The organism is Alcaligenes sp. PF14 (genome assembly GCF_037150615.1).
Lineage (GTDB): Bacteria > Pseudomonadota > Gammaproteobacteria > Burkholderiales > Burkholderiaceae_B > Alcaligenes > Alcaligenes phenolicus.
On sequence record NZ_JBAGRS010000006.1, the window covers coordinates 152,482 to 165,489 of the forward strand.

General features: G+C 57.9%; 13 protein-coding genes and 2 pseudogenes. 5 read left to right on the plus strand and 10 right to left on the minus strand.

The features are described from left to right. Nucleotides 1-14 precede the first annotated feature (14 nt). The 3 genes and pseudogenes from WFM49_RS14180 to WFM49_RS14190 all read left to right on the plus strand — a co-directional run bounded on the left by WFM49_RS14180 (nt 15) and on the right by WFM49_RS14190 (nt 3,670). Nucleotides 15-1,442 carry an LLM class flavin-dependent oxidoreductase gene (locus WFM49_RS14180; RefSeq protein WP_336973891.1) on the plus strand — a complete coding sequence of 476 codons (1,428 nt, stop codon included), beginning with the start codon at nt 15-17 and terminating at the stop codon, nt 1,440-1,442. Nucleotides 1,443-1,513: 71 nt separating this feature from the next. Then, nucleotides 1,514-2,359, plus strand: a complete 846-nt coding sequence (locus WFM49_RS14185) for a MetQ/NlpA family ABC transporter substrate-binding protein (RefSeq protein ID WP_336973894.1) — start codon at nt 1,514-1,516, stop codon at nt 2,357-2,359. 12 nt (nt 2,360-2,371) lie between these two features. After that, nucleotides 2,372-3,670, plus strand: a pseudogene (locus WFM49_RS14190) (acyl-CoA dehydrogenase family protein). A gap of 123 nt (nt 3,671-3,793) precedes the next feature. Here the strand turns inward: WFM49_RS14190 and WFM49_RS14200 are convergent. From WFM49_RS14200 to msuE, 6 genes and pseudogenes are all read right to left on the minus strand, one after another. Further along, nucleotides 3,794-4,351: a recombinase family protein gene (locus WFM49_RS14200; protein ID WP_009461194.1), complete on the minus strand. Its 558-nt coding sequence runs from the start codon at nt 4,349-4,351 to the stop codon at nt 3,794-3,796. Beyond that, nucleotides 4,345-4,530, minus strand: a pseudogene (locus WFM49_RS14205) (HepT-like ribonuclease domain-containing protein); the annotation flags it as partial. The gene WFM49_RS14200 and the pseudogene WFM49_RS14205, both read right to left, overlap by 7 nt. Before the next feature lie 32 nt (nt 4,531-4,562). Further along, nucleotides 4,563-4,853: a nucleotidyltransferase family protein gene (locus WFM49_RS14210; RefSeq protein ID WP_250756423.1), complete on the minus strand. Its 291-nt coding sequence runs from the start codon at nt 4,851-4,853 to the stop codon at nt 4,563-4,565. 84 nt (nt 4,854-4,937) lie between these two features. Next, the gene (locus WFM49_RS14215) at nt 4,938-5,792 is read right to left on the minus strand and encodes an amidohydrolase family protein (protein WP_336973902.1); all 855 of its coding nucleotides are present in this window, start codon (nt 5,790-5,792) and stop codon (nt 4,938-4,940) included. Then, nucleotides 5,789-6,949, minus strand: a complete 1,161-nt coding sequence (ssuD, locus tag WFM49_RS14220) for an FMNH2-dependent alkanesulfonate monooxygenase (protein ID WP_336973904.1) — start codon at nt 6,947-6,949, stop codon at nt 5,789-5,791. Before ssuD ends, WFM49_RS14215 begins: the two co-directional genes overlap by 4 nt. Continuing rightward, nucleotides 6,946-7,533 (minus strand): FMN reductase, encoded by a 588-nt coding sequence (gene msuE, locus WFM49_RS14225; protein WP_336973906.1) that lies wholly within the window; start codon nt 7,531-7,533, stop codon nt 6,946-6,948. Before msuE ends, ssuD begins: the two co-directional genes overlap by 4 nt. 432 nt (nt 7,534-7,965) lie before the next feature. On the opposite strand from msuE, the gene WFM49_RS14230 reads away from it, so the two are divergent. Next, nucleotides 7,966-8,478, plus strand: coding sequence for a 2,4'-dihydroxyacetophenone dioxygenase family protein (locus WFM49_RS14230; RefSeq protein WP_009461189.1), 513 nt, complete (start codon nt 7,966-7,968; stop codon nt 8,476-8,478). Here WFM49_RS14230 and WFM49_RS14235 read toward each other — a convergent pair. Next, a complete protein-coding gene (locus WFM49_RS14235; protein ID WP_250756427.1) occupies nt 8,475-9,482 on the minus strand; it encodes an AraC family transcriptional regulator in 1,008 nt (335 codons plus the stop codon). The two genes, WFM49_RS14230 and WFM49_RS14235, sit on opposite strands and share 4 nt — an antisense overlap. Nucleotides 9,483-9,810: 328 nt before the next feature. On the opposite strand from WFM49_RS14235, the gene WFM49_RS14240 reads away from it, so the two are divergent. Further along, nucleotides 9,811-10,362, plus strand: a complete 552-nt coding sequence (locus tag WFM49_RS14240; RefSeq protein ID WP_250756429.1) for a LysR substrate-binding domain-containing protein — start codon at nt 9,811-9,813, stop codon at nt 10,360-10,362. A gap of 247 nt (nt 10,363-10,609) precedes the next feature. Here the strand turns inward: WFM49_RS14240 and modD are convergent, their stop codons facing one another. The 3 genes from modD to modA are packed head-to-tail and all read right to left on the minus strand — an operon-like array spanning nt 10,610 to nt 12,884. Then, complete coding sequence (modD, locus tag WFM49_RS14245) at nt 10,610-11,512, minus strand: ModD protein (RefSeq protein WP_336973909.1); 903 nt, start codon at nt 11,510-11,512, stop codon at nt 10,610-10,612. Next, complete coding sequence (gene modB / locus WFM49_RS14250) at nt 11,509-12,162, minus strand: molybdate ABC transporter permease subunit (RefSeq protein WP_250756432.1); 654 nt, start codon at nt 12,160-12,162, stop codon at nt 11,509-11,511. The genes modD and modB overlap by 4 nt, the downstream gene beginning before the upstream one ends. Nucleotides 12,163-12,173: 11 nt before the next feature. Continuing rightward, nucleotides 12,174-12,884 (minus strand): molybdate ABC transporter substrate-binding protein, encoded by a 711-nt coding sequence (gene modA / locus WFM49_RS14255; protein ID WP_021447124.1) that lies wholly within the window; start codon nt 12,882-12,884, stop codon nt 12,174-12,176. Nucleotides 12,885-13,008: the final 124 nt, after the last annotated feature.

Sequence of the window (13,008 nt, forward strand, 5' to 3'; positions counted from 1 at the left end):
AAGGAGAATGCCCCATGACGCAGCCCAAGAAACACATCCATATCAACGCTTTCAACATGAATTGCGTCGGCCACATCCACCATGGTTTGTGGACGCATCCGCGTGATCAATCCACGCAGTATCACACTCTGAAGTACTGGACGGATCTGGCCCAAACGCTGGAAAAAGGCTTGTTCGACGGCATCTTTCTGGCGGATGTGGTCGGCTATTACGACGTTTACCAGCAAGGTGTGGACTTGACGCTGCGCGAGGGTATTCAACTACCGGTGAACAACCCCTGGCTGCTGGTCTCGGCCATGGCAGCCGTCACGCAACATATTGGCTTTGGTCTGACAGCGTCAGTGGCGGCGCATCACCCTTACACCTTCGCACGCGATGTCAGCACGCTGGATCAGCTAAGCAATGGCCGCATAGGCTGGAACATCGTGACGGGTTATGTGGATAGCGGCGCGCGGGGTTTGGGGCAGGATGGTCTGGATGCACACGACAGTCGTTACGACCGGGCCGAGGACTTTCTGCAATTGGCTTACAAGCTGTGGGAAGGCAGCTGGGAAGATGGCGCGCTGATTGCCGACAAGCAGCGTCGTATCCATGCCCTGCCCGAGAAAGTGCATACCGTGCATCACGAAGGGCCGTTTTATCGCAGCAATGCAATTCATATGAGCGCGCCCTCTCCTCAGCGCACGCCTCTGCTGTTCCAGGCAGGCACTTCGGCGCGGGGGCTGCAGTTTGCCGGGCAACATGCTGAAGGGGTTTTCATCGGTGCGCGGGACCCGGAAGCGGCCAGGGACTCGTCCCGCAAGCTGCGTCAGACAGCGGTCAATGCGGGACGGCAAGCGCAGGACCTGAAGGTTTATGCGGGTGTGGCGGTCGTTACGGGTGCTACGGAAGCCGAGGCTAAAGAGAAGTATGCCGACTATCTGGCCCATGCCAGTTCCGAGGGCGGCCTGGCGCATTTTGCGGCCAGTACCGGCGTGGACTTTGCCCAGTATGACCTGGATGAACCCATCAGCTTTGGCCCCAGCAACGCGATTCAATCCGCAGCGGCCGCAGCCCAGAAACAAGGCTGGACGACGCGCCGCAAGCTGCTGGAGCAATTCACGCTGGGTAGCCGCTACAAAACCATTGTGGGCGACCCGCAGCAAGTGGCGGATGCGCTAAGCACCTGGATTGATGAAGGCGAGATCGACGGTTTCAATCTGACCCGCATCGTTGTGCCTGAAACCTGGGAAGACTTTGCCAGCTACATCGTGCCCGAGCTGCAAAACCGGGGCCGCTATCGCACGGCCTATGAAGGTGGAACCCTGCGCCAGCAATTGTTTGGACAAGGAGATCGGGTATCTGCCACGCACCCTGCCGCGCAGTGGCGGCATTTGGTGCCCGGTTCGACCCCGGAGGCGGGATCGGATGAGGCGGCTACCTCTGCCTTGCAGGCAAGCTGATTAAGGCGAGAAAGAGCCAGTATCTGCTGCGTTGGATCATTTTTTACGACCCCTTTTTTAAGGTCAGGATCATGTTGTTTGCCCGTTTTTCTATTCGTGCCGTGTTTGCCTTGGCAGCTTTGAGCCTAGCGGGCCATGTGTCTGCTGCTGCATTGAAAATCGGCGTCACGCCCGGCTCTTTGGCCGATTCTGTTGCCGTGGCAGCCAAGGAGGCCAAGAAACAGGGCCTGGAGGTCGAGGTGATTGAGTTCACCGACTGGACCACGCCCAATACGGCCTTGGCCTCCGGGGATCTGGATTTGAATTACTTCCAGCATCAGGCTTTCCTGGACAATGCCGTCAAGGAAGGCGGCTATGCCATTGAAAGTGTGGCTTATGGTTTATTGCCCAATATTGGCTTGTATTCCAAGCAGTATTCGTCCTTGGATGCGCTGCCCGAAGGCGCTTCTGTTGGGGTGGCGAGTGATCCGGTGAATCAGGCGCGCGGCTTGCTGCTTTTGCAGACGGCTGGCCTGATTCAGCTGAAAGAGGGTGTGGAGGCACGTGCCTCGATTCATGATGTGACGGCCAACCCCAGAAAGCTGCGCATTGTGGAAGTCGAAGGGCCGCAATTGGTGCGCGCAGCCGATGACCTGCCCTTGGTCCAAGGCTATCCAGCCCATTTTGTGAACGCCGGGCAGGCCGAGCTGGCCAGCAAGGCCTTGCAGTATTCCACGGTGGATGATCTGTACTACGCGATTCGCTTTGTGGCTAGAAGCGGCCATAGAGAGGATCCGCGCATACGCCAGTTTGTAGATCTTTATCAAAACTCGCCTGCCGTGGCTGCGCAGATTGACAGGTCTTTTGCGGGAGACAAGAAGCTGTATGCCTTGCCGTGGAAGACGGCGGGTCATGCCTCCATTACGCAGGTTCCTTGAGGGCTGCACATCATGATGACTGACACTGCCGTTTTTACCTCTGATGTTGCGCCACGCCGGACTGTGCCAGAAAGGGCAGCGCCAGCAAGTGCACGAGCTTCCGATCTGGGCGCCTTGCGTGCCCGTTTCAGCGCCCTCTTTCAACGCATTGCCGATACCGCGGCAGAGCGCGAGCACACCCGTACCTTGGCCTACGCCCCCATTCTTTGGCTGAAAGACAGCGGTTTTACCGCTCTGCGCGTGCCGCCTCAATGGGGTGGTAGTGGTGTCTCCATCCCGGTGTTCTTTGAGCTTTTTCAGGAACTGGCCGCGGCCGACTCAAACGTCGCCCAAATTCTGCGCCCTCATTTCGGTTTCATCGACCGATTGTTGATTGATCGGGATGAGGCCACGCAAGCGCAGTGGCTGCCATTGGCAGGCCAAGGGGCGATTTTTGGTAATGCCACGACCGAGACTGGTTTGGGCGCTGTAGGCCAGTTGCAAACCACGCTGGAGCCCGATCCAGAGCAGGCCGGTCAATGGCGTCTGAATGGCCGCAAGTTCTACAGCACGGGCACCTTGTACGCGGATTGGGTCACGGTGGTGGCTCGCAGCACAGGAACGGAACAGGAAGATGAAACGGTACATGCGGTCGTTGCCACCGATCAGGACGGCGTGGAGCGTCTGGATGACTGGCATGGCTTTGGCCAAAGGCTGACGGGATCTGGCACGACGGTGCTGACGGATGTGCTTGTGCCCGAGAGCGCCATCATCCGTTTTCTGCGTCAGGAACCCACACCGTTGGTGGCTTATTTTCAGCTGGTGCATTTGGCGACCTTGGCGGGTATCGCCCAAGCCTTGCAGCGTGATGCAGTGGCCTATGTGCAGGCGCGCAAGCGTGTCTTTAGCCATGGTAGTGCCGCGCTGCCCAAGGACGACCCCTTGGTGCAGCATATTGTGGGAGAGCTGGCCAGTACGGCTTATATCGCCCAGCTGGCGGTACGTGATGTGGCGGCTCATTTGCAAAGCATTGCGGATCAGCGGCAGGCGGGTGTGGAGGTCTCCCGCGAAACTTTGGACGCTCTGGAGCTACGCACTGCACAGGCGTAAGTAGCCGTGGTGGAGCCCGTCTTGCGGGCGGCCACGCGCCTGTTTGATGTGGGTGGCTCTACGGCCCTGGAGGAGTCCCGTCGTCTGGATAGACATTGGCGTAATGCGCGAGCCCTGGCCTCGCACAATCCGGTGATCTACAAGGCTCGGTCGGTGGGGGATATTTTGCTGAACGAGGCCGAGCCTGTGTACTACTGGCATGTGGGGACCAAGGGGAGTTGAGCTAATGCGGCCAGAGGCGGGGCCGCCTCTTGGAAACATAAAGGGCATGAATTAATCGTGCCCTTTATGTTGTCAGCCTTGAGCGCGCAGCCTCTCAGGGTAAATCACCGACAAAATAGTACGCTAAGCGCGTGATGAGGCTGGCACCCAGCGATAAAGCGTAGGAACGGATACGTCCAGGTTCTTGGCCACGTCCTTGAGTGGTACACCGCTGGCCAGCAGCTTCTTGGCTGACTTGATTTTGTTGTCGTTCATCTTGGGTTTGCGACCACCCTTGCGGCCAAGCTGCTTGGCGACTTCCAGCCCGGTACGGGTACGTTCGACTGTCAGTTCGCGCTCCATCTCGGCCAGGCTGGCCATGACGTGGAAGAAGGACCGACCAGACGGCGTGCTGGTGTCGATGGAGTCGGTGAGGCTTCTGAACTGGATACCTTGTGTGCGCAGTTCGTTGACCAGATCGACCAGTTGCTTGACTGAGTGGCCCAAGCGGTCCAGCTTCCAGACCACCAATGTGTCGCCCTCGCGCAGCATTTCGAGCGCTTTGACCAAGTCTGGACTATTTGCTCGCGTGCCACTTACCTTGTCTTCAAAGACCCTCTGGCACCCGGCCTGAATCAAAGCTTCGCATTGCAATTCAAGGTTCTGATCTTGCGTCGAGACGCGCGCATAGCCTATCAGCATGGCGTGTCGCCGTCTGCATCCTGACGAACGGCAAGTAACTGTTGAAGCAATTCCGGTAGTGCTGTCTGCACGGTGTCCCACACGACATCGAGGTTGACGTCGAAGTAGCCGTGGGCGATGCGGTTGCGCATACCGCGCATATTACGCCACGGCACTTGTCCATGAGCCTGAGCGAACTCGAGGTCAAGGTAATCCGGAAGACGGTACTTGCTCATACTGGTTGCGCCTCTGCAAGCACTTGGGCACGGACTTTAGGTGGTAGGTCACCGGGCGTCAGCAAATCGACTTGAATACCGAGCAGTGATTCCAGCTCGTCTTGCAGGCCTCCCAGGTCAAACAGCGTCGCACCAGGCAGTGCGTCAACCAGCAAATCAATGTCGCTGCCATCCTGGTCGGTGCCATGTAGTACCGAACCGAAGACGCGTGGATTCGCCGTGCGAAAGCGGCTTACGGCTTCACGCACTGCATCTCGGTTCATGTCGAGCACAACAGATGGACGCATGGTCATCCCTTCTTATCAAAACTCATCAAAACGGTAAGTTATCGAGAATGGGATTTCAAGGCCTGGTTCCTCAGATCGAAATTATTACGAGAGTTGAAACAGCCTGGCCGCATTGTCATAAAACAGCTTGTCCAGAATTACATCCTTGAAACCCAGCTGCTGGAAGTCCTCAATACTCTGGCGAATCGGGCGGAAGGTATAGGACGAGCCAAACAGCAATTGCTCGGACAGAAAGCTATTGGCTGCCTGCACATAGCCTTCGTTTCCCGGCTGAAAAATGTACATATCCGGCACCAGATGCACGTTCTCGTGCAGAAAGGCCAGGCCTATGGCCTGCTGCACATTGGGCCAATAGCCGTGATAGACCACCAAAGGCAGATCCGGGAAGGCTTTGGCCACTTTGGCCAGCCCGGCCGGGTCGTTGTAGCGCGGGTCCGGCGTGGTGGGGCCACTCATCAAAAAGACGGGTACTTTCAGGTGGCGCGCCAGTTCGTAAACGGGCCAGTAAACCGGGTCATCGGGGTGACGTGCTGGAACACCAAAACCCGGCTCGATATCAATGCCGGACAAGCCCAGCTCCTTGATGGCGCGTTCTGCCTCGGCCAGGGCTTGCTGCTCGCCTTGCAGAGCCGGATCAATACCGGCAATGCCCAGCAATTCATCGTGTCCGTGCACGATCTGATGAATGGTGTCGTTGGGCAAATGTTGCGACGGTGTGTGGCGGCCGACGACGACCGCTTTACTCAGTCCGGCCTGGCGCACTTCTTCCAGAAAGCCTTCCTGACTCAGCGACTTTTCAAAGTGGATATCGCTGCCACGAGTGCCTACGCGGCGATTCAGCCAACGCGCGGTGGCATGTTCTGGCGAGCCAGGTTCGGCTCCGAAGAATTTGTGCAGAAAGGCAGGTCGGCAGCGTAGATCGATTATTTTTTGGCTCATGATGCAGAAGAAAGTTGCTGGTTTTGAACACCGCGCGCGTCAAAGGCGCCGCCGGTCTGGGCGCGATCACTGACGGTGACGGCGCGTTTGCCCAGAAGGGGAAATACCAGCTCGGCAAAGCGGATGGATTCTTCCAGATGCGGATAGCCCGAGAGCACGAAGGAGTCCGCGCCCAGGTCTATGTATTCCTGCAAGCGCTGGGCCACGGTTTGGGCGTCGCCCACCAGTGCGGTGCCTGCCCCGCCCCGTACCAGCCCCACCCCTGCCCACAGATTGGGCGAGACTTCCAGCTGATCGCGACGGCCACCATGCAAGGCCGCCATGCGTTTCTGGCCTACCGAGTCCATGCTGGCGTAGTTGGCCTGTGCTTTGGCAATGTCCTCGTCCGTCAATTTGCTGATCAGACGATCCGCCTCGGCCCAGGCTTCTTCATTGGTTTCACGTACGATCACGTGCAAGCGTACCCCCAGCCTCAATTTGCGACCACGGGCGTCGGCGCGGCGGCGGATGTCCTCAAATTTCTTGCCCACAGCAGCCGGTGGTTCGCCCCAGGTCAGGTAAGCATCGACATGCTCGGCAGCCAGTTCATGGGCGGCGTCTGAGGAGCCGCCAAAGTACAAGGGCGGATAGGGTTTTTGCACAGGCGGGAAAAAGTTGCGGCCATTCTCTACCTTGAAATGCTTGCCCTGAAAATTCACGGTGTCGCCAGAGAGCAATTGACGCCAGATCGTCAGGTATTCATGGGCGTATTCATAACGGGCATCGTGGTCCAGAAACACGCCTTCGGCGGCCAATTCGGTGGCATCGCCGCCAGGCACTACATTCAGCAGCAAACGGCCATGCAGGGCCTGGTCCAGGGACGCTGCCTGACGTGCGCTGGAGACGGGAGCGCCCAAGGAGGTGCGTAGCGCCACCAGCAGCTTGATGCGCTGGGTAACAGGAACCAGGCTGGCCGCCACCACCCAGGGATCCAGGCAGGAGGCGCCGGTAGGAATCAGCAAGCCGTCATAACCCAGGTTCTCGCTGGTGACGGCAATGCTGCGCAGATACTCGTTGGTGGGCGCGCGGCCAAAGTCGGATTTGCCCAGATAACGGGTATCGCCCGAGGTGGGCAGGAACCAGAAAATATCGGGTGTGGTGGAGGTGATTTGGCTCATGCTGCCTGCGCCTCCAGAACAGAGTTTCGCAGCGGCAAACGCGTTTGAATACTGTGCAGTACCGGCACGGCCAGATCAACGGTGCGCTGGATGTGCTGTTGCAGGGCGGCGCTGGTGACTTCGCCGTCCTGAATCTCCTCGGGCGTGGCATAGACCCCGATGGGCAAGGTCAGAGCCTGGAAGAAGCTGAACAGGGGCCGTAGCTGATGTTCGATGACCAGGGCATGGCGTTGGCTGCCGCCAGTGGCGGCCAGCAATACGGGGGTGCCATTCAGGGCATTCATGTCGACCAGATCGAACAGGTGCTTGAGCAAGCCCGGAATGCCCGCGCGAAAGATGGGCGAGCCCACGATCAGAAAGTCGGCCTGCTCAATGGCGGTGATGGCCTGATGCGCATGGGCGGGCAAGGCGTCGGTGGACAGGGCCGCGCCAAGTTCGGGCAGCAGGTTGACCAGCTCGATGTTTTGCACGTCCAGTGCCAGTTGGTCGTTCAGTGTGTCGCGCAGCGCATCCAGCAGCACTTGCGTGCGGGAGGGACGGTGCAAGCTTCCATTCACAATAACGGTTTTCAGAGGGCGGCTCATGGCAATTCCTTGCAGTGAAATCAGAACAAGGTGCCGCCAGAAAACGGGGGCACCTGTGCGAGTCAATGCCTTGTATTACATGCCTGATCGCCGCTGCCACGAAAGACAATTCGCTCATGTGTTTATGGTCGATAAGCGTCCTTACTCTTTTGATTTGCTTATGAAAATCAGTATTGTTGAATGTGAAAAAATGAGCTGCCAAATGGCATGGGCATGAACTGTGTCAGGAGTTCGTCGCCGGTCTTTTTCGGGGTCAAATAAAGCGATCGGAGCGGGAGTGCCAGAACTGGATAGTGCGCCGCTACGTTGTGCCAAAGCTGGATAGTTCGGCACCAAATGGCTTCATAGAATGAAACCAGGTCAATCCGGGGGGATTGGCATCCGACTGTGTGGGAAACACAGCGGCTTTTATTTCTATGAGAGAGACAAGTCATGACTCAAAACAGCACCCCACCCTATATCGACATTGAAAAACGCATCGACAAGGTACGCGACGAATACGCGCTGGTTGAAGGCCACTTCGATACGTCCGAGGAAACCTCCCCCTGGATTCCTTTCGGCCCCAATATCTGGCTGCGTCACCTGAGTTTTGATATTCGCAACAACACCTCGGTGCACATCATGCGCGCTGACAAAGGTGGTTCTTTGGGGCGTCATCGCCACCGCGCTGTGGTGACCGGCTACATTCTGTCCGGCAGCCTGCGCTACGAGGAATACGATTGGGTGGCCCGCGCCGGTCATTACATCCACGAAAGCCCCGGTCGCACGCACACCCTGGTGTCCGACGAAGGCATGGAAACCCTGTTCCACCTGGGCACGCCCATCGAGTTCCTGGACGAGAACGACAACATCCTGGAAATCATTGATGTGTTCTGGATGATCGACCACTACACCAGCTACTGTAAGAAGCACAATCTGCCCATCAACAAGTCCATGTTCATCTAAGACTGTTTGATGCTTGTGTGCCGTGTCTGCCCCGTTTGATGGGGCAGTTCCTTGAAGCGTTGCTGGTAGTAGGCAGAAAACCGCCCCAGATGCCCAAAACCATGCGCCAGTGCCACCTCGGTGACGTTGGGGCGGGGCCGGCTTTGCAGCACCTGATGGGCGGCGTCCAGACGCAGATTGCGTACCCAGCTCATGGGGGACTGTTTGTAGTGACGACGGCACAGCAGATGCAGGAAGCGGGGACTCACACCCGCTGCCTGCGCCAGATCATCTAGTGAGATGTTGCTGTGCAAATGCGCCAGCACATAGTTCCTGGCCTGGAGCAGACGCATTTGCCCTGCCCGGGCTGCGGCTCCCATGGATTCATCCACCAGAGCCTGCACAGCCTGTTCGTCGGCGGGATGACACAGCAGGAATAAAGCCAGGCTGCTTTCAATATGCTGCGTCCAGTTGGCTGGACGGTCGCCATGTTGCGCCGGTAGCAGAAGCAGGTGTTGGATGAGGTTGGCCCATTGCGGGCCCATACAGGGGTCTAGCTTGTAGACACAGCCTCGGGTCATGCCCTCTTGTGCCAGCGTCTGATGGCCCACGCCATCAAACAAGCTGTAGGGGATCTTCACGATCAGCTGTTCGCAACCGGCTTGCCACAAGGTGCGCACATGGTGGCGAGGGGATACCACCGCAATATCGCCGGGATAGGCGGTTAATCTGTGATGGCCATCGCTGATGAATTCGGCCGTGCCTTGCAAGGGCATTTGCACCAGACAGAAGTCGCCGAAAGCATCGGCCTGGATTTCCACTTCGGCACCGTAACCCAGCCGCATCAGGCTGATCTGATCAATATCGCGGCGGTACAAGCTGGTGTTGATGCGCCCGCGACCCCAATGCAGGGCATGCCGGGAAATGGCCCGACTCAGTGGCTGATGAGACAGCTCGGCGCTGTGGGAATGAAAGACTGGATGACGGTACAACACCGACAGATCCAAGCCATTTTCTGCCGACATTGGGAACCCCTTGTTCCAGAGCATAAGGATGCGCGTGACCAGCGCCTAGTGTAAAAGTTGAGCGGCTGGGTGGGCATGGGGGCTATCCCTGATCGGGGCTTATCGGTTTCAGAATATTATTTATTTACAGATAGATAGCAAGTTTTCTATTTTATTTAAGTTTAAAAGAAGCTGCCTGATTCTTGGTGCTGTGGTTAAGGCTTGAAGAAGTCGGCAGCAGGAGTTTTAACGCCCCTGGGCCCGATCCCCTTTCAAGGTCATGACGGCGCTTTCCACTGTCGCAATCATCTTGCCGTCTTCTCGCTGGATTTCACAGTGGTAATGGCTGATGCTGCGTCAGCATGCTCTGCTGAAAGGCGAATTGCAGGATTTCGCTGTTGGAGCGCGGGGGACTTTGCATCTGTATGCGAATACGGCGGCCTTAACCGAGTTTCTACCGTCGCGCTTGGCTCCCTGGCTGGCACGGTGCCCCAATCTGCATATCGAACTGAAAGAGCGTACCAGCGCAGATATTGTGCGTACGGTTGCCGCCGGTTTGGCCCAGGCCGGTGTGGTGTCGGATGCAGTGCAGGCACCGGGGCTGATGCTGGAGCCGGTGGCCAAGGATCATCTGGTACTGATTATGGCTGCGGCTCACCCTTTGGCGGCACACAGCAAATTGAGCTTGCAGGATGTTCTGCATGAGCCCTGCGTGGGCCTGGGGATTGTGCCGCGAGGCGTGGCCAGCAGCCGCTACAGGCGTCGCCATGGCTTTGTCGCGCGGCCTTTGAGCGACTCCTGGGCCAAGCGCTCCTTGTGCCTGTGTTATCAGGACTGGGGCGCCCTATCCAAACCCATGCAGCGCTTGTTGCAGCATTTGGGGTCTAAGGAGACTGTCTGAGCCCACCTTTTTTGTGAAAACGTGTTCACGGAGCTGCATGCTTTCCAAGCCGCCAGGGGGCAGATGCCAGGCGTAAGGTTCGTGCTGGTTTCCGCATTTGTTGGCGGACTCAGCGATCTGTTTTTCTATTGGTGGTGCTTTGCAACTCTGTCGTTTGATGACTGGCTCTAATGCCGGAGCTCACCTTCCTTGTTTTCGCTTAACACCCTAGTGGGCCAGGCTGACAAACAGTGAGCGGCCGGTGACCTTATTCCAGCCCTTCCAGTTTGCTGGCAACAAGCGGCTCTTGCGATTCTGCTGGCTCTGCCAAGTTGATCTTCACTCCAATATCGGCCGGTTTCGCGTAGTGCAGGCTGCTGGTCACCAAGGCATTGACACCTGTTGCGGCATAGGCGGCTGCGTTACCTGCATGAATCCCGCCCGCTGCCAGAATGGTGACGTTGGGATGCGCTTTGCGCAGCGCAGGCACAATTTGTGCCAGGGTCTCGGGCTGGACTTTGTCGAACTGCACCACGTCCGCACCCGCCTGAGCCGCGCTATAGGCTTCATCCAGATCTGTCGCTTCGATCACGATTTTCTTTTCGCACAAGGCGTATTTGTGACGGGCAATCGCATGGCCCACCTCCTCCCAGCCACCCATCAGCGCGCGGTGCTGGGGGAAGATCAAAATGGTTTCGCCCAGTCCCAGCCGATGCGGCATGGCTCCGCCCGATAGTGTGGCTTTCAAGGCCAGCTTGCGTACCCCAGGCGCATGTTTGCGAGTGGTCAGCACAGCCACCGAGGCATTTACCGTTTGCACGGCTTGCACGACTTGATGTGTCAGGGTGGCGATGCCGCAGGCAAACTCCAGCAGGTTCTGGCCGACCTTCCAGGCGCGCAGCAAGGCTTTGGCGGGGCCTTGTGCCAGCAAAATGGTCTGGCCGGGCATGGCCGCCACACCGCTGGGGGTGTAGTGCTGAGTCTGACCGCCGCAAGAGCGCACAATCTCGGCCACCTCCTCAGTGCCTGCCACGCGGATATGGTCACGCACGACGTAACGCAGTGTGGTGTTCTGGTTGTGCAGTCCCAGCATGTGGCTGGTCAGATCCAGGTAGGAGGCATCCTCGCCAATCCATTGGTCGATTTGGCTTTGTTCAAAAAAAACCGTCATTTTTGATTCCCGTAGCGCCGCAGCGCCCAAAAGCAGGCTAATGCCGTCAGCCCCAGCAAGCAGGACAGCGCATTGGCACAGTCTGTGTCGCCATCCAGGACGGCGTTGTAGATAGATAAAGACAGGGTTTCGGTACGACCCGCGATATTGCCACCCAACATCAGCGAAATGCCCACTTCTCCCATGGCCCGTCCGCCTGACAGAATCAGTCCGGTGGCCAAGGCAGGACGCAGCAAGGGCAATTCCACCCGGAAGAAGTAGGACCAGGTGCCGTGGCCCAGTGTGGCTGCTGCTTCACGCAGCCGTGGCGACAGGCTGTTCATGCTGTTTTGCACGGGTTTGACCATCAATGGCAGCCCGGCGATAAAGGCGGCGATCAGCAAGGCCGCAGGCTGAAAAACAATATTGGGTGACCAGCCGGTGGCACTGGCCAACCAGCCCTGCCTGCCCAGGGCAAGCAGCAGCAAGTAACCGATAACAATCGGTGGGAAAACCAGCGGCAGGCTCACCAGTGAATCGAGTAATCCGTGGCCTGGGAAGCGCTTTCTGGCCAGTACCCAGGCCAGGGTTACCCCCAGAACCAATTGGGCCACCAAGGTGGCAGTCAGCACATATACACTCAGGCCCAGCGAGCTACTGGAGCAGCTCATCCAGGCGGACATCACAGGCCGTGGCGCTCAAGAATGGACTTGGCCTTGTCCGAGCCCAGGAACTGGGTCCAGGATTGCAAGGCAGGGCTTGCAGGACGGTCCTTGAGCACGGCCAGGCTCAGATCAATCGGGTCGTGACATTGGGCTGGCATGGGCAGGATGGTACCCAGCTTGTCCTTGTGGGCCAGCGCTTCGCTGCGGTTGATGAAACCGGCGTCCACCTCGCCATTGAGCAGGTAGGTGGATACCTGCGGCAGCATGGCGACTTCAATGCTGCGACCCTCGGCCTGGATTTTTTCGCGTTCCATGCAGGTGGTGGCGGCGCGGCCGTAGACAGTTTTCTTGGCATCACCAATGGCAATGCGGGCATAGCTGGGCTGCTGCAAGTCCTGGATGGAATCAATGGTCTTGCCCTTGGGCACGGCCAGCATCAGGGCACCCTGGCTGATGTTCACGAACTGCTGGGCAATGCCCATGGGCTCCAGAAAAAAGCGGTCGCCAATAATGGCAGCAATGTCTGGATTTTGCTCGCTCTGGGCGCGGACCTGCTGCATATTGCCAAAGCTGCTCTCTACCGTCAGGCCTGTTTCTTTATTGAAGGCTTCCATCAATTCCGTGACGGGCTTGCGGTAGCCTGCGCCAGTAGCGATTAGCAGGTCGGAAGCGTGAGCGGTGGTGGTGATGGCCAGCAGGCAAGCGGCGGAAAACAGCAAAGATTTCATGGGGTTTCCTGTCGGTCAAAATCGTTATGAGTTCGAGTTTATAACGAGATGAGGCAAACAGGGATGTTCGCCAAGCTCCGAAGCCGGAGCCCCGAGACTCAAACCTGCTTGAAAACTTGGAAAT